The 21584-nt window shown below is 67.9% G+C and carries 19 protein-coding genes; 4 read left to right on the top strand and 15 right to left on the bottom strand.

Annotated elements, in window-relative coordinates:
- Positions 1–135: 135 nt before the first annotated feature.
- Together ACWGKS_RS18290 and ACWGKS_RS18295 are read left to right on the top strand one after the other, a co-directional pair.
- On the top strand, positions 136–1221 hold the full coding sequence (locus ACWGKS_RS18290) for a DUF6716 putative glycosyltransferase (protein WP_358506741.1): 1086 nt from the start codon (positions 136–138) through the stop codon (positions 1219–1221).
- A gap of 903 nt (positions 1222–2124) precedes the next feature.
- Complete coding sequence (locus ACWGKS_RS18295; protein WP_358506738.1) at positions 2125–3486, top strand: HNH endonuclease signature motif containing protein; 1362 nt, start codon at positions 2125–2127, stop codon at positions 3484–3486.
- 913 nt (positions 3487–4399) lie between these two features.
- On the opposite strand, the gene ACWGKS_RS18300 is transcribed toward ACWGKS_RS18295, so the two are convergent.
- On the bottom strand, positions 4400–6475 hold the full coding sequence (locus tag ACWGKS_RS18300) for an acyltransferase family protein (RefSeq protein ID WP_452523280.1): 2076 nt from the start codon (positions 6473–6475) through the stop codon (positions 4400–4402).
- Positions 6476–7033: 558 nt separating this feature from the next.
- Between ACWGKS_RS18300 and ACWGKS_RS18305 the strand changes: the two genes are divergently transcribed.
- Positions 7034–8110 (top strand): CDP-alcohol phosphatidyltransferase family protein, encoded by a 1077-nt coding sequence (locus ACWGKS_RS18305; protein ID WP_452456349.1) that lies wholly within the window; start codon positions 7034–7036, stop codon positions 8108–8110.
- A gap of 79 nt (positions 8111–8189) precedes the next feature.
- On the opposite strand, the gene ACWGKS_RS18310 is transcribed toward ACWGKS_RS18305, so the two are convergent.
- From ACWGKS_RS18310 to ACWGKS_RS18330, 5 genes are all read right to left on the bottom strand, one after another.
- The gene (locus tag ACWGKS_RS18310) at positions 8190–9698 is read right to left on the bottom strand and encodes an NCS1 family nucleobase:cation symporter-1 (RefSeq protein WP_358506730.1); all 1509 of its coding nucleotides are present in this window, start codon (positions 9696–9698) and stop codon (positions 8190–8192) included.
- Between the two features lie 210 nt (positions 9699–9908).
- Complete coding sequence (locus tag ACWGKS_RS18315) at positions 9909–10919, bottom strand: TIGR03842 family LLM class F420-dependent oxidoreductase (protein WP_358506727.1); 1011 nt, start codon at positions 10917–10919, stop codon at positions 9909–9911.
- Positions 10920–10928: 9 nt separating this feature from the next.
- Positions 10929–12335: a dihydropyrimidinase gene (gene hydA, locus ACWGKS_RS18320; protein ID WP_358506724.1), complete on the bottom strand. Its 1407-nt coding sequence runs from the start codon at positions 12333–12335 to the stop codon at positions 10929–10931.
- Positions 12336–12339: 4 nt separating this feature from the next.
- Positions 12340–13182, bottom strand: coding sequence for a nitrilase-related carbon-nitrogen hydrolase (locus tag ACWGKS_RS18325; RefSeq protein ID WP_358506721.1), 843 nt, complete (start codon positions 13180–13182; stop codon positions 12340–12342).
- Between the two features lie 295 nt (positions 13183–13477).
- A complete protein-coding gene (locus ACWGKS_RS18330; protein WP_358506718.1) occupies positions 13478–14140 on the bottom strand; it encodes a DUF4352 domain-containing protein in 663 nt (220 codons plus the stop codon).
- 363 nt (positions 14141–14503) lie between these two features.
- On the opposite strand from ACWGKS_RS18330, the gene ACWGKS_RS18335 reads away from it, so the two are divergent.
- Positions 14504–14968 carry a flavodoxin family protein gene (locus ACWGKS_RS18335; protein WP_358506715.1) on the top strand — a complete coding sequence of 155 codons (465 nt, stop codon included), beginning with the start codon at positions 14504–14506 and terminating at the stop codon, positions 14966–14968.
- A 365-nt stretch (positions 14969–15333) separates the two neighbouring features.
- On the opposite strand, the gene ACWGKS_RS18340 is transcribed toward ACWGKS_RS18335, so the two are convergent.
- From ACWGKS_RS18340 to ACWGKS_RS18380, 9 genes are all read right to left on the bottom strand, one after another.
- Positions 15334–16941 (bottom strand): polyamine aminopropyltransferase, encoded by a 1608-nt coding sequence (locus ACWGKS_RS18340; protein ID WP_452456347.1) that lies wholly within the window; start codon positions 16939–16941, stop codon positions 15334–15336.
- A gap of 28 nt (positions 16942–16969) precedes the next feature.
- A complete protein-coding gene (locus ACWGKS_RS18345) occupies positions 16970–17398 on the bottom strand; it encodes a DUF350 domain-containing protein (protein ID WP_358506709.1) in 429 nt (142 codons plus the stop codon).
- A gap of 86 nt (positions 17399–17484) precedes the next feature.
- The gene (locus tag ACWGKS_RS18350; protein ID WP_358506706.1) at positions 17485–17802 is read right to left on the bottom strand and encodes a hypothetical protein; all 318 of its coding nucleotides are present in this window, start codon (positions 17800–17802) and stop codon (positions 17485–17487) included.
- Positions 17803–17812: 10 nt separating this feature from the next.
- The gene (locus ACWGKS_RS18355) at positions 17813–18319 is read right to left on the bottom strand and encodes a DUF2617 family protein (protein WP_358506703.1); all 507 of its coding nucleotides are present in this window, start codon (positions 18317–18319) and stop codon (positions 17813–17815) included.
- A gap of 7 nt (positions 18320–18326) precedes the next feature.
- A complete protein-coding gene (locus tag ACWGKS_RS18360; protein WP_358506700.1) occupies positions 18327–18929 on the bottom strand; it encodes a DUF4178 domain-containing protein in 603 nt (200 codons plus the stop codon).
- A 293-nt stretch (positions 18930–19222) separates the two neighbouring features.
- Positions 19223–20071 carry a sulfurtransferase gene (locus tag ACWGKS_RS18365; RefSeq protein ID WP_452456346.1) on the bottom strand — a complete coding sequence of 283 codons (849 nt, stop codon included), beginning with the start codon at positions 20069–20071 and terminating at the stop codon, positions 19223–19225.
- 10 nt (positions 20072–20081) lie between these two features.
- Entirely contained in the window at positions 20082–20486 is a 405-nt protein-coding gene (locus tag ACWGKS_RS18370; protein ID WP_452456345.1) for a hypothetical protein, read from the bottom strand.
- Positions 20487–20544: 58 nt separating this feature from the next.
- Entirely contained in the window at positions 20545–20988 is a 444-nt protein-coding gene (locus ACWGKS_RS18375) for a hypothetical protein (RefSeq protein ID WP_358506691.1), read from the bottom strand.
- Positions 20981–21343, bottom strand: a complete 363-nt coding sequence (locus ACWGKS_RS18380; RefSeq protein ID WP_358506688.1) for a hypothetical protein — start codon at positions 21341–21343, stop codon at positions 20981–20983. The genes ACWGKS_RS18375 and ACWGKS_RS18380 overlap by 8 nt, the downstream gene beginning before the upstream one ends.
- Between the last annotated feature and the right edge of the window lie 241 nt (positions 21344–21584).

Consider the following 21584-nt stretch of genomic DNA (forward strand, 5'->3'; position numbering starts at 1 on the left):
CCGGCGGCCGTCCTTCCTCGAAGGCGGCCGCCTTCGTCGTTTCCGGGACTTTCGGCCTTCGACGGGGTGTCCGGAGGCCGGCGATGCGTGTGTAATCTGGGGTGGTCCAGCGAGCTCTTCCCAGGAAGCGACCCCGTGTCCCTTGTTCCCACCTGGAGTCGGGCCGCCGGCGGTACGCCCGCTGTCCTGGCGATCGCCGACTCCGCTCCGCGCGCACGTCTCTCGGCCTTGATGCTCGGCGACCTTCCCGACTCCGAGGGCGCCATTGGTCTGGCCGTGCTGCGTTCGGCCGATACACCCTCACCTGCTCAGATCAGGGCCGCCCTGGAAGGCACCCGTCACGCGGGGCGACGGATTCCGCTGTTGACCGTGGGTCAGGTGCGCCGCCTCATCCGGCGCCGACGCCCCGACGCGGTCCTGCTCAACTGCTCGGGTACGCACATCGAGGCGTTGTCCTGGTCGAGCCGCTCCTTCCTGCGCCGCTATCGGCCGGTGGTGGCGTCGTCCCTGCCCGTGCCCGCGCTTCCCGCCTCCGAGGGCGAGTGGATGCATCGGTCGAAGGTGGACCTGGTGGTCGCGCACAGCCATCGTGAGGTCGAGGAGTACACGAAACTGGGGGAGCAGCTCGGTCTCAAGGGTCGGGTCGGATTGGCGAGCCTGTTCCCCGAACTCGGTGTGCGGGAGAGTCAGGGTTCACGGAACCGGATCGTGTTCGCCGCGAGACCGGGGCAGCCGGAGGGGACCCTGGGGTGTGAGGCGTTGCTCTCGGCGTTGACCGAACTGGCCGCCGACCGTCCGGATCTCGAAGTGGTCCTGCACGTGGGCGAGGAGGGCCACCCCGAACTGACGCAGACCTGGGAGTCCATGGTGGCGGCCGGGCGTGCCCCAGGGGGCGCCCTGGTCGTGGAGTCGGGACCGTTGCACGAGCAGTTCGAACGGGCCCGCGGGTTGGCGGCCCTCGGTTCCCTTCCGGTGCTGGAGGCCATCGCGGCCCGGGTGCCCTCCCTCGTGCTCACGGACTTCGGTGTGGGCTGGGACCAGGGGAACACGGTCTTCGAGGGCAGTGGCCTGTTCGGTGATCTGAAGGATCTGCGGGCGTGCCGGTTCCACAAGCCGAACCGTTCATGGGGCGAGCACAATCATTTCCACCCGACCTCGGATGACGATTGGGTGGCGCACCTCTACGAGCTGTGCGCCCGCGCCACCCGCGGTTTCCTGTAGTGCTGTTTCCTGTAGTGCTGTGACCCCGAAAGGCCACCGGATCTGCCCGGTCCCCCGGTGACGCTTCTATGCCGAGCGGTGGGGGCGAGTTATCCACAGGCGGGGAGTTCGGGGTGGTGGATTGTTCCGCCTACGTGATCCCATTGATCTTGGGGGAGCCGCTGGTTCCGCCGGTTTCGTGCTGCCCGGGGGTTGGTGGTGGGCGGTGGGGCGCCTGGGGGCGGGAGCTCTCCGGTTTACGGGGCGTTGCTCGGGTGGTTGGTGGGGCGCCTCGGCTAGAGGACCTGCTGGTGGTCTGGCGGGGTGGGGGTGGGTTCTCCCTCCTTCCCCGCCGCGTGATTGTTGCCGCCCGCACCGCACGCGTCAAGGCGATGTTGAGTGCTGTACCGCTGTGGTGGGTGGCCTTGACCCGTGCGGTGCGGGCGGCGGTTTGGCGGCTATCGGGGAAGGGGGGAGAGTGGTCGGGGTTCCAAGGGCCCTGTGGGCCTGCGGCCCACTCCGGCCGTGGCCGGCCGGATGCCTTCCCTTCCGCCTGGCTTTCTCGTGGGGCGCGTCGCCATTACGTGACGGGCCCGGTCACGAAGGACCCGCTACAGGACAAGCTCGGGGCGGGACGCGTCCCCGCGGTGGCCGGCCCCGGTCTTCACCCCGATGATCTTGCTCCTAGCGCCATGTTCGGCGCCCAAATTGGCGCTACGGACAAGATCGTTTCTCTTCAGAGCCCCTCCACCGAAACCCTGAGGAGACACTTCTGTAAGAGGTGGCGCCGACCATAGAGGAAAAGGGGTTGTGGATAACCCACAATAAGAGCCATTTCATGATAGGCATGCCGGCCTCGGAATTAGGTTAATAAACCGGTGGGTAGGCCTGCCATTCTTGAGGGTGTTGGCATATAATCAGAGTATGAGCTTTCCTCCCAGTACGCCGCGCCCGACCGGGAACACCCCGGTCGATAAGGCGATGGCGGGTGCGCGGGAGATCGCGGTGGAATTCTCCGGCCGGGATATCCCGTTCGGGTGCGAAGTCGATGTGCTCGCCCAGTTCGGCCGGCTCAACCAGGAAACAGATCGCATCCGCTATGGGATGTTGCCCGTCCTGGCCCGGATGGAGGCCACCGGTGCCCTGTTGGAAGAGGGCGGCCAGCGCAGCATCCAGGCGTGGATCACCCACCAGTGGGGCACCTCTCCGGCCGAGGCCCGCGATCTCGCCACCCTCGCCCGGGCGTTGTACAAACAACAGCTGCCCCTAGTGGAAGAAGCCTTCCAGGGCGAGGTCCTGTCGCTGGGTGAAGCGTGCGCAATCGCGACCTCCACCGAAAAGGCTGTGGCCGATTGGGCGCAGGTGTGGGAAAAGGGTGATGAGGATTTCCGGGCCGCCCACCCGGACGCGGAGGGGTTTCGGGCCCGGTTGGAATTCGGGCTGATCGGTTTCAAAGCCGAGTGCCCGCAGGCCTCGGTGCGCCAGTTGCGGGACGCGGCGAAATGGTTCGTCGCCCGTCTGGACCCGGATAAGGCCGACCGGGACTATGAGGTGTCTTTCGAGGAGCGGGGCGCGCAATTCTCGCCCACGTTCGAGTCCGGGTTTTTGTTGCGGATGTGGGGGCCGGGGGCCGACAACGAGCTCATCCAGGCCGCCCTGAACGCCTACACCGAACCGTACGGGCCCGATAACGCCGCCGTCCCGAAGCACCAGCGCACCTATGACGCGATGATGCGCATCTTCGAGACCGCCCTGACCCACCGGGGTTGCTCCAGCCTGAGCCGCCAACCTCTGGCGACCATCAACATCACCGTCCCCCTCAAACGCTTCCTCGGTGACGGCACCGCTGAGCCCGCCACCACTGAGGATGGGGTGGTGTTGCCTGATCAGATGGTGGCCCGGCTGGTCCCGCAGAGTTGGTTGCGCCGGTTTCTGACCGACGAGCAAGGTCGCACCTTGTTGGATGTGGGGCGAAAGAAGCGGTGTGCTCCGGATCCGGTGCGTCAGGTGGCCGGGTTCAAAGAGTTCACCTGCCAGTGGCACGAGGGCTGTGATGTGCCGCGTAGCTGGTCGCAGTACGACCACATCGTCCCCTTCTCCCACGGCGGGGCCACCAGCGCGGCCAACATGCAGGTGCTCTGCTCCACCCACAATCGGCTCAAGCACCGGTTGCAGGCCAGGGTGAACCGGCAGATCTGGGAGCACCACCACGCCCAGAACCGACAGGAAGCGGGTAAGGAAAGCGGGGATGATGAGGGGGAACCAGCTCCAGCCACAGTCCTCTAACCACCACCATCCGTTTCCACCACGCGTTTCCGCCAGGTGGACACCACCCCCGACGAGAACACCCCCAAGTGGGTGTCAGACCCCAAGGGCCTATGCCCTGTGGGGATATCGGCATGCCCAGGGGCAGAAACACCGCGAACCCCCTACCCGGAGCCATCACCTGGGCCCGGAGTGGCTCCCGTTGGGGGTGTGGGCGGCACACCTGCCGACACTGCCTCTACTGCGGCTACCGGCACCACTGCCACCCCACTACAGGGTGTCGGGGCTATCCCCACCGCCACTACAGAGTGCCGGGGCTACTCCCACCACCACTGACCATCACCGCTAACGGCCCGCCGGCACCGGGGACTGCTGTGGGCCTCGGTGTGGTCTTGTTGCCAGAGCCGGCTACCGCAGGGACGTGCCCCGCCCCGTGTCCGGCCTGTAGCGGGCCCTTCGTTACCTCACCGGTCACGTAGTGGCGACGCGCCCCACGAGAAAACCAGGCGGAAGGGAAGGGATCCGGCCGGCTGCGGCCGGAGTGGGCCGAAGGCCCACAGGGCCGTTGGGACCTCAACCACTCTCCCCCCTTCCCCGATAGCCGCCAAACCGCCGCCCGCGCCGTGCGGGTCAAGGCCACCAGCCCGATCGCTACAGGACTCAACGTTGCCTTGACGCGTGCGGGGCGGGCGGCAACAATCACGCGGCGGGGAAGGAGGGAGAACCCACCCCCACCCCGCCCAACAACCCCAAGAGCAGAGACCTTAGGCGCCCCACCAGCCCACCCCCACACGAACCCGCCTCCGCCCCCGCCCCACTTCCGCTCCTAACGTGGACCTCGTGGATCTCGTGGATCTCGTGGATCTGGCGGTTCTGGCAGAAGTGGTGTGCACTTACCTACGGGTCTGCGGCTGACCAGCAGAACAGAAGTGGGTCAGGAGTGGGCACCTTCGTGGAGGGTCATGGCGGCATCGACCAAAGTCGGCTCGCTCTGGGGCACCGACTGCCCGACCGCGTCCAGGATCTGGGGCTCCATCACCACCGCCAGGGATCGGGAGAACGCGTAGGACAGGTGATCGGTGTCGTAGAAGACCAACTGGTTGCCGATCACACCGTGACAGACCCCGTCCTCGCACAGGTAGTCGGTCAGGTCCAGGAACCGGGTGTTGTGCGGGACGTTCGGCAGGTCCTTGAAAGGTGGCACCTCGGCCATGGACTCGGCCTTGGGGGAAGAGCACTTGTCGCGGTCGTTGCGGTCGGTGCACTCGGGCACCGCGAAGTCGAACCGGGGTGTGTCCCGCATCGCGATCACGTCGACCCCCATCCCTTCGAGCAGACGCCAACGGTCCACGAAACCGGTGGGTACGTGTTCACCCTCCTTGCGATCGGTGAGCGAGGCCAGGGTGAACACGGCGTCGGGAGCCAGTTCGGCGAGGTCGGTCATCACTTCGGCGTTCCAGGTGGCGCACTCGGTATAGACCTCACCCCGGTACACCTGTTCCTCGGAACTGAACTGGCAAGCGTTCTTGGTCATCGTCACCAGTCGCCAACCGTGCTGGTCGGCGAGGGTGCGCATCGCCTGGAACCAGTGCCGCACGTGCGAACTTCCCACCATGGCGATCGTGTAGTCCGAGTCCGGGTCGCCGAACTCGCACGAGACGACCTGGGTGTCCTCCGCGACCGCGTTGCAGGCGCGGGTCTGGTCGATGGTCTCTTGGGCGACGGTGGTCGTGTCCGGGTGGATCGGCAGGTCTGGCAGCCCGGCGGCCAGTTCCGGGTTCAGGTGGACCGCCGCACCCGGGTAGGCGAGCGGGTTGGAGCTCAGTTCCAGACGCAGCTGTCGGTCCTGGTCGATGGAGTGGGCCCACAGAGAACCCGCCGCCAACACCGGGATGATGAAGATGACGCCGGCCGCCAGCGACCAGCTCGGGGCGCGATAGCGCTTGGTCACCCGGTTCACGCCACCCTCGATCACCCGGGTGGTGAACAGGGCGGCCGCGAACGAGGAGGCCAGCACCATGAGGCCACCGGTCAGGGATGGCCGGACCCGCTCGGTCAGCTCCAGGTAGACGATCAGTACCGGCCAGTGCCACAGGAACAGCGTGTAGGCGTGCCCACCGAGCCAGGTCAGGGGACGCATCCCCAGCAGCCGGTTGGCGGAGAACCGACCGTTGGCGGCCTCGCCCGCACCCGCCACGATGATGAGCAGGGCGGCGATGGTCGGCCACAGGGAGGCGTAGCCCGGGTAGGGGATCGAGTCGCCGATGACCAACCCGCACAGCACCAGACCGGCCAACCCCAGCCACCCGGCGATCATCCGCAGCGTGCCGGGCATGTTCACCCGGTGCACCACCAGGGCGAGCATCCCGCCCAACGCCAGTTCCCACAGGCGGGCACCGGTGTCGAAGTACGCCCAGACCGGCTCGGCCGCCGTGATCCACAGCGAGTACGCCAGGGACACCGCGAACACGACGCCCACGACCGCGAATGCGACGTGGCGCACGCGCGCACCCAGCCGCACGGCGACGAACCCGACGATGGTGATCAGCACCGGCCACAGCAGGTAGAACTGCCCCTGCACCGCCAACGACCAGAAGTGCTGTGCCGCGCTCGCGGCGGAGTTGTCGGCCATGTAGTCGACCGAACCAGTGGCCAGGTGCCAGTTCCCGTAGTACAGGACGGCGGCGCGGACGTCGTCGATCACCGTCATCCACTGCGAACGCGGGAAGAACAGGTAGGTCATCACCAGCACGGCGCCGAGGACGACCGCTCCGGCGGGGAACAGGCGCTTGACCAGCTTCGTCCAGAAGGCGCCGAAGGCGATGCGGCCGTCACGCTCCATCGCCCGGACCAGCGACCCGGTGATGAGGAAGCCGGTGAGCAGCAGGAACACGTCGACGCCACCGGAGACCGTGCCGAACCAGATGTGGTAGACGGCGATCAGTACGGCGGCGACGGCGCGCAGGCCCTCGATGTCGGCGCGATGACGTGGACGCGTGGGCGCGGTCACGGGTGTTTCGACGACATCGGTGACACGCGGGTGAGCGGGAACGGACACAGGTCAGCCTCGGGCTCGAAGAAAGTGGGGCAGGGGCCGGCCGGACGCGGCGGCTCGATGCGTCCGAGGAGAGGTTCGCGACGCCGAGAGGGAGCCCTGCCGAACCAGTATCGGTAACCGTCGGGAGTGACTTGGGTGTACAGGCCGTCCCGTTGTCGAGTCGAGATGGAATCTGTGTGAACGCGTAGCCCTGATCTGCGTAAACGAGTGCCCCGGGTCACATTCTCGGGCCCGTCGGTCCGGGTGCGGCCCAGGACGACCATCCCCGGCGAGGGCTTGCGGGGTGCTTCGAGGTCGTGTGTTGTTCAGGTCTTATTCATTACGTTTTGATCTATCTGTCACTTTTGACAACCCCGCGGTTCACGCGGGCGTCACCTATCGGTGGCCTCGAATGTGATGGACCGCCCCCGATGGGCGATTCTTCGTGCGAGGCACGGAAACCACGCGCCCCTACCCCCGGCGAACATCCCCCTGACCTGCACCGTTCGCTATCCATCGGAGTTCAGGGAAATGCCCTCCTTCACCCTCGCAGACGTGCGAGACCAGACCTACAAACCGCGCGACTCGTGGTGGACGGTCTGGCTAGTCGACCCGCTCGCCTCCCGGCTGGTCAAGGCCACGGCGAACCGCACCAACATCACCCCGAACCAGCTCACCGTGGCGGCCCTGATCCTGGGCCTGCTCTCCGCGGCGTGCTTCTTCCTCGCGGACTGGTACTGGCTCCTGACCGGTGCCCTGCTGTTCCACCTGAGCTTCGTCCTCGACTGTATGGACGGCAAGATCGCCCGCCTGAAGGGCAACGGCTCGGTGTTCGGTAGCTGGCTGGACTACGTCTTCGACCGCATCCGCGTACTGCTCTGCGGTATCGCCCTCATGGGCGGCCAGTTCGCGATCACCGGCAACCCCGTCTTCCTGTGGGTCCTGCTGGCCATCGTCTTCACCGACATGTTCCGCTACCTGAACTCGCCGCAGATGGCGAAGGTCCGCTCGGCCATGCGCCGCCACATCGCCCAGGCCATCCGAGAGGTCGAGGAGCACGCCGGCGAGCAGGACAGTGGTCGGGTCCGCCAGGCCGCCGGCGGCTTCGCCGGCACCGATGACAACGTCAACGACGGTATGGGAGACGAGGAGAGCAGCGTCTCCATCGGCGGGGCCGAGCGTGTCCAGGCCCCCACCTCGGCGTCCGACGACGATGACGAGACGGACGAAGAGGGGGTCATCACCCCCAACCGCAAGGCCAAGCACCTACAGAGCACCGCTCTGCAGAAGGGCTTCGACAAGCGTTTCCCCTGGTACCGCAGGGTGCGCGACATGCTCTGGGCCAACCGGATCCGTCCGCACCTGTTCAGCGGCATCGAGTTCCAGATGGGCGTGTTCATCGTCGCCCCGCTGGTGGGGATGTTCTCGGTCACCGGGATGGTCGCCACCATCATCGGTTCCGCGGTGTTCATGCTCACCTTCGAGCTGCTGATCATCTACAAGCTCTGGTTGTCCACCCGCGAGTTCGTCCGGGTCACCCAGAACATGAACGAGACGTTGGAGACGCTGGACCTCAGCGGCCTCGCACGGCACCGTCCGGCGGCCTGACCGGCCCCGATTCGCATGGCTCCTGGGTGTGAGCGGCGCGTCCCCGATTCGGGGACGCGCCGCACCCGTTTTCGAGGGATCAGCTCGTGCCGCTCTCCGCCGCCGCCCGGTCGGCGGCGAGCATCCGCCGGTCCGGGAGGAGGGCGCCCAGCGCCCAGTGCAGGAGGAACGCGGCGATCAGGCCGACCACCCAGCCGTACGAGGCCAGTGGGCCCGCAACGGACAGCAGCGCGCCGACGCCGAAGGCGAGCAGCGCGCGCCAGTTCCAGCCGCCCGAGTACCAGTACTCGCCGTCCCGGTCGAACAGGGCGGGCAGGTTGATCCTGGTGCGGCGCAGCAACCAGTAGTCGGCCAGCAGGATGCCCGCCACGGCACCGAGGATGCCCCCGACGGTGCCCAGCCACACGAAGATGTAGGTGTTCTCGTCCTCCAGGAGCTTCCACGGGAAGATCAGGACACCGAGGACACAGGTGATGAGCGCGCCGGTGCGGAAGCTGATCAGGTTCGGCTTGAGGTTGGCCAGGTCGTAGGCGGGCCCCACCAGGTTGGCGGCCACGTTGGTGGACACCGTGGCCAGCAGCACCACGAAGATCGCGAACAGCAGACCGAGGCCGGAGTCCATCTTGTCCACGACGTCGATCGGGTTCCAGATCGGCTCGTCGTACACCGCGGCGGTGCCCGCGGTCACCATGACCGCGATCAGCGAGAACAGCGTCATGGTCGTGGGCAGACCCAGGGACTGACCCATCACCTGCGCCCGTTGGGTGGAGGCGAACCGGGTGAAGTCACTGATGTTGAGGGTCAACGTCGCCCAGTAGCCGATCACACCCATCAGGGACGGGAAGAACAGCGCCCAGAAGGACGGGCTCCAGTCCAGGGGCCGGTCCACGGACAGCATCGGGCCGAGACCGCCCGCCTGGGAGGCCATCCACCCCAGCAATGCGACGCCGCCGAGGATCATCAGGGGCGCGGCCCACAGCTGGACCCTGCGCACACCCTCCATGCCCCACAGGACGATGGCGACCTGGGCCAGCCAGAACACCCCGAAGGACAGCCACAGCGTCCACGGGTACCCGCCGAACTCCGCGGCCTCCATCCATGGGGCACCGAACAGCCGACCGGTCAGGACGTACACGCCCTGCCCGCCGATCCAGGTCTGGATGCCGAACCAACCGCACGCCACCGCCCCACGCAGCAGCGCGGGCAGGTTCGCGCCGCGCACCCCGAAGGAGGAGCGCGCGAACACCGGGAACGGGATGCCGTACTTGGCCCCCGCGTGCCCGGTCAGGACCATCGGCAACAACACGATGAGGTTGCCCAGGACCACCGCGAGCATCGCCTGACGCCAGTCCAGGCCGGCGGCGATCAATCCACTGGCCAGCGTCCAGGCGGGGATGCTCACCGACATGCTCACCCACAGGGCGGAGAAGCTGCCGGTGCCCCAGTTCCGCCTGGACATGGGTACGGGCTGGAGGTCGTCGTTGACGAGGGGGCCGACCGGAAGGGTGGTGCCCTCCGGCAGGGAGACACGGCCGTCGGGATGGGTGACCTGTGTGGTCGACTCGGGTTGTGGTGGGGCTTGGGACACGGGACACCTTCTCGGTGGTGCTGACGGGGACGCACGACGGCGGGATCGCGCGCGGGGCCGGGGGGAGGGCCGGATAGGACGCGCTTTCAGGCCGTCGACCATCCTCACACGTCGCCGGGGTCGCGGCGACGTTCCCGTGCGCGGGCGGTCGGGGCCGGACCCCGGTCTCGGGGTCCGGCCGGGGCGGGTCACGGACGTGGCCGTGTCCGCTCAGGACATCGCCGGGACGATCCTGCTCCCGTAGGTGTCGATCACACCGTCGACGTCGTCGTGCATCGCGTAGATCGCGAACTGGTCCACACCCGCGGCGCGCAGCCGCTCCAGCTTCTCCAGGTGTTCGTCGACCGTCCCGATCAGGCAGAACCGGTCGACGATGGAGTCCGGAACGAACTCGGTGTCCGGGTTGTCGGCCCGGCCGTGGTGGCTGTAGTCGTAGCCCTGGCGGGCCTTGACGTAGTCGGTCAGCTCACGGGGCACCATGTCCGACCGGTCCCCGTACCGGGAGACCAGGTCGGCGACATGGTTGCCCACCATGCCGCCGAACCAGCGGCACTGCTCCCTGGCGTGGGCCCGCCCTTCGACGGATCCGTCGGTGACGTAGGCGGGCGCGGCCACGCACACCTTCACCTCGTCCGGGTCGCGCCCGGCGTCGGCGGCGGCCGACCGCACCGCCTTGACCATCCACTCGGTCAGGTAGGGGTCGGCGAGTTGCAGGATGAACCCGTCGGCCCGCCGACCCACCAGGTCCAGGGCCTTGGGTCCGTACGCGCCCATCCACATGGGCAGGGAACCGTCGCGCACCCACGGGATGCGCAGGGTCGCCCCCTCCACGTCGGCCTCGCGTCCTTCGGCGAGGTCCTTGATCGCGGTCATCGCCCGTGAGAGTCGTTCCAGGGTCGCGGGCCTGCGCCCGGCCACCCGCATCGCCGAGTCGCCGCGGCCGATCCCGCAGATCGTCCGGTTCCCGTACATGTCGTTCAGGGTGGCGAACACCGACGCGGTCACCTCCCACGCGCGGGTGGCGGGGTTGGTGACCATGGGGCCCACGACCAGGCGCTCGGTCCGCTCCAGGACGCGGCTGTGGATGACGAAGGGTTCCTGCCACAGCACCACGGAGTCGAAGGTCCACCCGTGCGTGAACCCCTTCTCCTCGGCGCGCACCATCCGCTCCACCAGGAGGTCGGCGGGCGGATCCGTCTGGAGGACCAGTCCGATGTCCATGCGGCCCCTTCAGATCAGGTACTGACAGGTGGACCTGGGCACGTACGAGCCGTCGCCGGCCGAACCCAGGTAGGAACCCCGGTCCACGATCACGCGGCCCCGGGAGAGCACGGTGCGGGCCTCGCCCGTCACCCGTTTCCCCTCGTACGCGGAGTAGTCCACGTTCATGTGGTGGGTCTCCGCCGACAGGGTCCGCTCGGCGTTCGGGTCGTACACGACAAGGTCGGCGTCGGCGCCCGGGGCGATGGTGCCCTTCCTCGGATATAGACCGAACATCCGGGCCGGGGTGGCGCAGGCCAGTTCGATCCACCGTCGGCGACCGATGTGCCCCTCCACCACGGCCTGGTGCAGCAGGTCCATTCGGTGTTCCACCCCGGGCATGCCGTTGGGGATCTTGGAGAAGTCGCCCACGCCCAGGTCCTTCTGTCCGCTGAAACAGAACGGGCAGTGGTCGGTGGAGACCACGGACAGGTCGTTGGTGCGCAGTGCCCGCCACAGGTGGGCCTGGTGCTCCTCGGGCCGCAGCGGCGTCGAGCACACGTACTTGGCGCCCTCGAACCCGGGTCCGGCGAGTTCGTCCACCGTCAGGAACAGGTACTGCGGACACGTCTCACCGAAGACGTTGAGCCCCATGTCCCGGGCCCGGGACAGTTCGGCCACGGCCTCTCCCGCCGACACGTGCACCACGTACAGGGGAGCGCCCGCGACCCGGGCGAGCTGGATGGCGCGGTGGGTGGCCTCCGACTCCAGCAGGGCCTTGCGGACCTCCCCGTGGTGGCGCGGGTCCGTCCGCCCCTGGGCCAGGGCCTGCTCGACGAGGACGTCGATGGCGATGCCGTTCTCGGCGTGCATCATCGTGAGCGCGCCGTTGGCGGCGCCGCGCTGCATCGCCCTCAGGATCTGACCGTCGTCGCTGTAGAACACGCCCGGGTAGGCCATGAACAGCTTGAACGAGGTGACGCCCTCGTCGACGAGGGCGTCCATCTCCTTCAACGAGGATTCGTTGACGTCGGACAGGATGGCGTGGAACGCGTAGTCGATCGCGCACCGGCCGTCGGCCTTGGCCATCCAGGAGTCCACCCCGGCGCGCACGGACTCGCCCGGCCGCTGGATGGCGAAGTCGACGATGGTGGTGGTGCCGCCCCACGCCGCCGCGCGGGTGCCGGTCTCGAAGGTGTCCGAGGAGTACGTACCGCCGAACGGCATCTCCATGTGGGTGTGGCCGTCGACGCCGCCGGGGATGACGTAGTGGCCGGTGGCGTCGATGACCTCGGCGTCGCCTTCGGCCCAGGTGCGGGCGGCGTCACTGCCGCGCAGGGCGAGGGCGGCCACCTTCCCGTCCTCGACGAGGACGTCGGCTTCGACCTCCTCCGCCGAGGTGACGACGAGGCCGCCGCTGATGAGGGTCCGGGTCATGGTCTCATCCCTCCGTCAGCGGGCCGTAGGCGTCGGGCCTGCGATCCCGGTAGAACGCCCACTGCTGACGGACCTCGTCGACCATGTCGAGATCGAGGTCGCGGACGACCAGCTCGGCCTTGGTGTCGGAGGCGACCTCGCCCACGAACTGTCCGCGCGGGTCGACGAAGTAGCTGGTGCCGTAGAAGTCGTTGTCGCCGTACTCCTCCCGGCCGACCCGGTTGATGGCGGCGACGAAGTATTCGTTGGCCACGGCGGCGGCGGGCTGTTCGAGCTTCCACAGGTGGGCGGACAGGCCGCGGCTGGTCGCGGACGGGTTGTAGACCAGTTGTGCGCCGGCCAGGCCCAGGGCACGCCAGCCCTCGGGGAAGTGGCGGTCGTAGCAGATGTAGACGCCGACGCGGCCGACGGCGGTGTCGAACACCGGCCATCCGAGGTTTCCAGGACGGAAGTAGTACTTCTCCCAGAATCCTTTGACCTGCGGAATGTGGTGCTTGCGGTACTTTCCGAGATAAGTGCCGTCGGCGTCGATGACGGCGGCGGTGTTGTAGTAGAAACCGGGTTTCTCGATCTCGAAGACCGGAAGCACCATCACCATGTTCAGTTCCGCGGCGAGCGCCTGGAATCGTGTGACGGTGGGGCCGTCGGGTACGGGCTCGGCCCAACGGTGGTGTTCGGCTTCCTGGACCTGGCAGAAGTAGGGTGCGTTGAACACCTCCTGGAACCCGATGATCCCGGCGCCCTGCGCGGCGGCCTCCCGCGCGTACCGCTCGTGGGCGTCCAGCATGGATGCGGTGTCTCCGGTCCACTCGGTCTGTACGAGTGCTGCCCGGACGTTGTGCGGCATGGTTCCCTCGCTCCTGGTCGAGCATGCGACCTGCGCTGTAGAGACCGCACCCTAGATAAGAGACGAATGACCGGTCAATATCCGACATCCCGCGTGACCGGATAAGAGTGTGTTAACCGAATTCGCATTTGTGTCGTATGAGGATATATAACCTTCCTGTGGCGTTATTCGGTCGGAGGATCGGACAAGCCCGAGCGCTCATCCGGGTGGAATTTCATGTATCCGCACATGCGTCGGGGCCGCCGGATCAGATCCGGCGGCCCCGCCCGCACGACGTCGGCGTCGATGTCACACGTCAGCCGGTGACGTCGACCTCGACCTCGTTGCCACCGAGGGTCTCGGCGCTCAGACCCATGTGGGAGATCTGCGAGGGGTCGTCCACGTCGAACACGATCACGGTCTCGTAGCTCTCACCGGGCTCCAGTTCGATGAGCATGCTGTCCTCGGTGTAGTCCCAGGTCGCCTCGTAGTCCTCTTCGATCTCTTGACCGTCGTAGGTGTAGAGGTGCTGCTCGTCGCGCCAGAAGTCGTCGGCGGCCGAACCGGCCGGTTCGATCTCGATCCAGACCGCGACGTACTCGCCGACCGGGGTGTGGCTGCCGGCCTCGGGGAGACCCGAGTCGATCTGGGTGATGGTGAAGCGCAGACCGTCGTGCTCCACGGTCTCGCCGATCCCCGGCATGTCGGGGTTGGAGCGCGGCTCGTTGCCCAGACCGGAGTCGGTGTCCGCTCCCGCGGAACCGCCGTTCTCGTCCTCGCCGGTGCCCTCGGATCCACCGCCGCCGGTGGTGGTGGATCCGCCCTCGTCCTCGGGCTCGTCACCGAAGACGAAGACCAACAGGACGACCAGGACCACACCGATCACGAAGAGGCCACCGCAACCCAGGCTGATCCACAGCCAGGGGGAGGTCTTCTTCGGCCGCGGTTGCCCGTAGTGGCCACCGGGAGGAGGACCCATCGGCGGTTGGCCATAGGGCCCACCAGGGGGCATACCGCCGGGGGGCATACCGCCCGGCGGGGGCGGACCTCCGGGAGGCATCCCTCCGGGAGGCGGCCCCATAGGCGGTTGCCCGCCGGGGGGCGGAGGTCCGTAGGGAGGAGGCTGACTCATGGCGGGGCCTGGCTTTCTGAAGACTGAAGTTGTGCCGTTGGCTGAGACGCCATCCGACTTGTGCCGGTTCCAAGAGCTTTGGGCACGCTCCGACGATACCGACATGCCGAGGGTCGAGGTCAACGCTGACCGCGAGGTGCCCCGATCGTGGTCGTCTCGGTGAGGGGTGGGATGCCCTATCGCGCCGATCGGTTCTGAGAAGGTGGGCGCATGGCACGACTGCTCATCGTTCACCACACCGTCTCACCCGCCACACGCGAACTCCTGGACGCGGTCCTGGAGGGGGCGCGCGACGACGACGTCGAAGGCGTGGAGGTCGAGGTCAGGGCGGCACTGGCGGCGACGCCGACCGACCTGTTGGCGGCCGACGCGGTGGTCCTCGGCACCCCCGCCAACATCGGTTACATGTCGGGTGCGCTCAAGCACTTCTTCGACACGGTGTACTACCCGGTCCAGGTCGATCGCCAGGGCTTGCCGTTCTCCCTGTACGTGCACGGCGACAACGACACCTCCGGCGCGGTGCGTTCGGTGGAGTCCATCGCCAAGGGCATGGGCTGGGAACGGCACCGGCCCCCGGTGACGGTGACCGGGCGCCCCGACGCCGAGGCCCGGGAGGCCTGCTGGGAACTGGGGGCGGTCACCGCACTCGCCGCCTTGGAGCACGCCGAAGGGTGAGAGGGATGGGGTGGACGACCTCGAAGGGGCCCGTCGAGAACCGGTCACCGGACCACACACGACCCTGAACGCGGCTTTTCCGGCAAGGCTCGGTAAGTCTGCGTCAAGGGTTGCCATTCGGGACGAGCGGGGCGGCGTGGCGTCCACCGCACGTCCTCGCCCCGAGGCCAGGATGGTTCACGGACCGCGGGGGAGCTCCGAGAGGTGACCCGCTCCCCCCGCGGCCTTCCCACCTTCCACCGGACCACCGCGTGACCGCCCACCGGCCCAAGATCGTCAGGTCGCGCGGTGACCTCGTCGAGGCCGGCGCCCGCACTTCACGGGCGCCGGCCTCGACGTCGTTTCCGGGTTCCCTGCGGCGGCGGTCAGTACCCGCGCCAGGCCTGTCGATCCTGGTGGTAGCCGATCACCCGCGGGTGCATCATCGTGGACTCCTGGACGTCGTCTTCGCGGCGGTCCATCGGGAACACCTGTGCCGCCTCCAACAAGGGCTGGTCCAGGTAGCGCAGCTCGGGGGCGTCCTCGGGCATGCGCAGCTCCGGCGCCCCGTTCAGCGTCCCGAGGTAGAAGCCCCAGTTGCCGAAGGTCGGCACGTCCACGTTGTACGGGGTGACGTCGATCCCCGCCTCCACCAGTGAGTGCCGGACGCCCCAGTAGGCGTCGGGCGCGAAGAACGGCGACCCGGCCTGGACGACCAGCCTGCTGTCGCCCGTCATCGCCTGACCGATCAGCGAATAGAACTCCACCGTGTACAGCTTCGAGGTGCCCACGTCCGTGCCGTCGGGCAGGTCCGCGATGACCACGTCGAAGTCCTCGGCGTTGTCCCGTAGCCACTGGAAGGCGTCGGTGTTGACCACGTCGACCCGGGAGTCCCGCAGTGAGTCGTCGTTGAGGTCTCGGATCACCGGGTCCTCCCTGGCCAGCTCGACCACGGCCGGGTCCAGGTCGACCAGTGTCGCCGACTCGACGTCGTCATAGCGCAGGATCTCCCGCAGGGCCAGACCGTCGCCGCCGCCCAGGACCAGGACGTCCTCGCGCGGGCCGGCCATCGCGGGGTGGATGAGCGACTCGTGGTACCGGTACTCGTCCAAGGTGGAGAACTGCAGGTCCCCGTTGAGGAACAGACGTGTGTCCACGCCGTCCAGGGACTGGGTGACCACGATCTCCTGGTACTCGCTGCGATCGGCGTGCACGATCGGGTCCCGGTACATGGCCTGCCGGGCGTCCACCTCGAATCGCTCCGCGTAGTAGAAGGCCAGCCCCAGGACCGTCACGATGACCACGAGCCCGACGGTCAGCCCCACGTAGGCGAGGCGGGTGAGTTCGGATCGGAACAGCCACAGCACCACGGCCATGCCGATCACCGCGTTGAGCGCGCCCACCATGAGTGCGCCCTTGGGCAGGCCCAGCAGTGGCAACAGCAGGAACGGGAACGCCAGCCCACCGATCAGACCGCCCACGTAGTCGGCGGCGAACAGGTCCGCGACCGCCTCGGAGGCGTCCTGCTTTCGGATGCGCTGGATCAGCGTCATCAGCAACGGGATCTCGACACCGATGAGCATGCCGATGACGAACGCCAACAACACCAGGGTCGGCTGGTAGGCCGAGGCGGACAGCCAGGCGAACGATCCGTACAGCAGCAGGATCGATAGACCACCGACCAGGGACAACAGCCCCTCGATGACGGCGAAGGCCAAGGCGGGGCGGGCCTGGTAACGCTTGGACAGCAGCGAACCCACACCCATGGCGAACACCATCACCGACAGCACCACGGAGGCCTGGGTGATGGTGTCGCCCAACAGGTAACTGCCGATCGCGACGAGTGCCAACTCGTACACCAGACCGCAGGCGGCACAGATGAACACCGCCAAAAGCACGAGGAACCGGGCCAGTCGTGGTGTCACCGGAAGTCGCGTTCTGGCGGGATCGGAGGCATCGGAGTCGGCGGCCTCGACGGCCGGGGTGTCGGTCACACTACTGCTGCTTTCTGGAGAAGAACTTCTAGGAGATCGCCGCGGCCACGACCAGGGCGATGGAGACGTGCGCGGTCGCGTTGACCCACGTCGCCGGGTGCCATTCGGGGTCGCTGATCATGTGGCTGACCCGGCCCGGGATGATCAGATCGATCAGGAGGAAGGACAGGGCCATCACGACCAGACCGATGAGGCCGAAGATCAGGGCGGAGAGCAGACCGGCGCCGAGACCCAGTTCGGAGTAGCTGGACAGGATCGCGGAGACCACCACGATCGCGGCGCCCAGGGTGTTGGCGGAGACCAGCAGGATGGCGTTCCTGTTCCGGTCCTCCCAGATCAGTTTGTGGAGTTTGCCCGGGGTGAGCAGGTCGGTGATCAGGTAGCCGAGCAGCATGATGACCGTGCCGACCACGCCGTAACCCAGGGCGTAGAGCGAGCTGGTGAGAATTTCGTTCATGGCCTTGTCCGTGTCGGGGGAAACTCGTGCGTCCGGAGGGACCGTGGGGTACCCCCGACACGGCAGACTACTGGCCTGAACTCGGCTTACTTACCGAACCCCGATCCGCCACCGCGAGTGTCGCTTCCACTTCCCCCGCTGTTGGAGTTGTTGCCACCTCCGCCACCGCCGCCGAAGAAGAAGAAACCGCCGCCGCCACCACCGCTGCGGCCGTTGCAGTCGTCGGTGGGCGAGGGGCTCGGGGTGCGGTCGGCGGACGACGACGTGGTCGTACCACTGGTGGAACTGTCGCTGGGCCGGCAGTCGGCGCTGTTGCTACCGCCACAGGCGGACAGGAGCAGCAACAGGGCGGTCGCGCCACCGACCGCCGCGATCTTGTGGCGTGGAGTCTTGATCGTGGACATGAGGGCCTCCCTAGGGGGTCAAGGTCGTGATCGTCGTCACCAGTTCGCCGCTCTGCGGATAGGCGTGCCAGGTCCGCCAACGCAACGAGGTCCCATTGCCGGAGGTCAGGTGCAGTGCGGTGACCGCGAGGGGGTCACCGGGGAAGGCGACGATGAGCCCACCGGGCGAGTTCGAGGTCTCCTGGTGGATCCCCTCCACCCGGCGAGTCAGTTCGGTGCGGGGCAATGACTCGACGATCGAGTCGAAGCGGTAGTCGCCCACCCCAGGCAGGGGGTGCTCGGCGTTGCCGGGAAGCCCGCCGGGAACCCCCGGCAGGCAGGCGACCGTCTCCACCGGCGCACCCGGTCCGGCACCGAGTACGACCTGGTGCGAGGCGCCCAGCACCCGGAGTTCGACCGACAGCCCCGACACCTGGACGGTGCGGGTGGCGAGAGGGTCGACCAGCGGGTGGTTCAGGGTCCAGACCAGGTCGTCTGCGTTGGTGTCGACGAAGGGGGCGCTGATGGTCGCACGCATGGGGGCATCAGCTCCCGGGGAAGATCGTGAACGTACCGGCGTGGATCTTCTCGCCGGTGCTGACCTCCCAGTTCCCGTGGTCGAAGCGCTCGAAGGCGAGCAGCTTGCCATCGGTGGACTCGTAGTCGGCGTAGTCCATACCGCCCTCGGCCTTCAGACCGGTGGTCCCCTCGGAGCGGTAGGAGCCGGAGCCCTTCTCGTCGAGCTTGTAGGTGACACCTTCGAGCTCGATGTTCTTGCCCTGGGGCACCATGGTCAGGTCGGGGCGACCGGTCCACAGGGCCAACTCCACGTCCGGGTCCTCCTCGACGGAGAGCCAGCGCTTGCCGCCCTCCACCTCCAGGAAGTGCTCGGACCAGGTGTAGCCACCCTCGGACAGGCGTAGGGTGCCGCGGATCCAGGTGCGTTCGTTGCCCCAGTCGATCATGTCGCCGGCCTTGATGGCCCGAGGGTCACCGGCGGTGTCGGTGGTCGAGGAAGCGGCGAAGGGGTCCTGGGGCGGCGGTGGGGGAGCGGTGTCCTGCTTCCGCGAGCGCGAGCGCTGCGTGTAGATCAGGACTCCGATCACGATTCCAACGATGAGAATCAGTAGGAGAAGGAGTTCGATCACCAGAGTTCCTCGTTTCGCGGTGGAGCACGTCAATCGGTTCCGGGGGGCGGGGACCCTCTGTTCGCTGTGACGTCGGAACAGGGGTTCTGGTTCCGACAACGCTGCGATTCGGGAATCTTTCGCGTGGTCGAAGGGTTGACTTACGCCCCTTTGCCGTCGGTTCCTTCGTTCCTCGTCCGTCCACCCTAGGCGGTGGCAAGAACAAATAGGGGCGAAAAGGACAAGGCCCGCGCGGGTAGGCGCGGGCCCAAGGGTATCGGAGCCGGTCAGAGGTGGTTTCGTACGGGCGGGGGTCACGCCCGGGGATCACCGGTCTCCAACGGGAGCGACTCGTCCCCGCCCCAACGGCTCCACGAACCCGGGTACAGACGGGTATGACCGTAACCGGCGTGTTCCAACGCCAGTAGGTCGTGGCAGGCGGTCACTCCCGAGCCGCAGTAGGCGGTGACGGTGCGCGCGGAGTCCGCGCCCAGGGCGGCGAAGCGCTCGCGCAGCGTCTCGGGCGCGGCCAACAGCCCGTCGGGGCCCAGGTTGGCGGGCCATTGGGCGCTGCGCGCCCCGGGGACGTGTCCCGCCCGCGCGTCGACGGGGGCCGGTTCGGCGCCGGTGAAGCGCCCGTACACGCGGGCGTCCAACAGCAGCCGGTCGGGGTCGGAGAGTTCGTCGCGCAGTTCCTCGGTGTTCACGATCCGGTCGGAGGGCCACGGGATCGGGGTCCGGTGCGCGGGCTCGACCGTCACCTCACCCTCCTCCAATGGGCCGGTCCAGCTCTGGAGGCCACCGTCGAGGAAGGCTGCGGGGGTGCCGAGGGCGCGCAGCATCCACACCATCCGGGCGGCCACCGAACCCCCGGCGTCGTCGTAGACCACCACCGTGGTGGTGTCGCCGACGCCGAGTGCGCCGAGGGAACGGGCGAGGTCCTCGGGGGAGGGCAACGGGTGGCGTCCCCCTTCCGCGCTCGCGGGGGCGGCGAGGTCGGTGTCCACGTCGGCGAACACGGCACCGGGGATGTGCCCGGCCCGATGGGCGAGGGCTCCCGAACGACCGTCCATGTACCAACGGGAGTCGACGAGGACGACCTGATCACGGTGTTCGCGGAGCCATTCGGAGGAGACGGCCACGGGAAGAGTCGGCTCTGACATGGTCGACAGCCTAGTGCGGGGAGTCGACGCCGGGCGGGTTCGGCGGGGTGGGTCGGAAGGCGACCAGGCCCAGCCCGGTCAGGAGCGGGACCGACAGCCACACCTGGTACCAGAGGGCCGAGTCCAGGTTCGCCCAGGGCATGGTGCTGAGGGCGGTCGCCGCGACGAGACCGATGGCGAAGGTGGCGAGGCTGCGGGAGGCGCCCCGGGGCGTTCGCGCGTCGGCCCACAGCAGGGCTGCCAGGATCGCGGCGCCCGACAGCCACAACACCAGGAAGATGCGGTGCTCGATCACGTTGGGGGCGTTCGCGTTCCACACGAACGCGACCAGACCGAGGGACACGGCGAACACGACGCCGCCACCCAGATATGAGGGGAAGAGAGGCCGGGTGGGGGCCTGCGTGTGTACCTCCATGCACACGTCTGTGCCCGCGATGTCCGGAACTATGCGGTCCGCGACACTGTGTCCCGCGTCACCCCACGGGGTGGGCGCGGTCGGCGCGGTGCACCTTGAGGATCCACCACAGACCCAGGATCGGCAGGACCAGGGGAATGAACAGGTAGCCGCTGCCGAAGTGCGACCAGACGGTGTCCTCGGGGAAGATCCCGCTGGTGAACTCGGACAGGGCGCCCACCACCAGGACCCCGACCATCTCCACGGTCACCGACACCAGGGCGACCTTGCGGGAGACGCGACCGGCGCGGGCCAGGCCGATCGCGGCAACGAGGTACACCACACCGGCGAACACCGACAGCGCGTACGCCAGCGGAGCCTCCTCGAAGCGTGTCACCAGTTGGTAGGTGCCACGGGCGGTGGCCGCCAGGGCGAAGACGGCGTACACGGCCACGAGAAGCCGGCCCGGTCCGGTGCGCAGGGTGCGGTCGGGGGCCGGGGGCGTGGTCTCGGTGTCAGACAACGGGACTCCACAGCTGTTCGATGCGCACCAGCAGGACGGGGAGGATGAGGCAGGTGAAGGCGATCACCGCCGGTCCCCACTTGCTGCGCTCCATGAACCCCCACACCGCGCTGGCCGGGGGCAGGAGGGCGACGGTCGCCAGGTAGGAGATCACCATCGCCAGATCGTCGGGGCGGTCACCGCCGATCATGGCGAAGACCATCGCGCCGACCTGGCCCAGGACCAGAAGCCACAGAACACCCATGCCGACCAGGTGGGGGACCAGCATCGGCTGGTCTCGGAAGGTCGAGACGAGGCACCACACGGCCATCGCCAACGACACCATCTGAATCAACATGGTCAGCCAGTCGACCACGTCGCCTCCGCTCGGGTACTTCCGGAACGTCCACCCATGTCAGCGGACCACACGACTACGACACACGGTAGTACGTCCGGAGTACCGCCCGGTACAGGGCGGGGCCGTCGGTGGAACCGGCATGGCGTCGCCCCCGGGGGGGGGGCGGGGGGGGCGCCCAGGGGGGAGCAATCGGGGGCGGGGCCCCGGGGGCCGGATAAGACGGCGGTGGGGGCCCAGACCACCAGCCCCCGACGGTAAC

This window comes from Nocardiopsis sp. NPDC055879, from assembly GCF_053615935.1.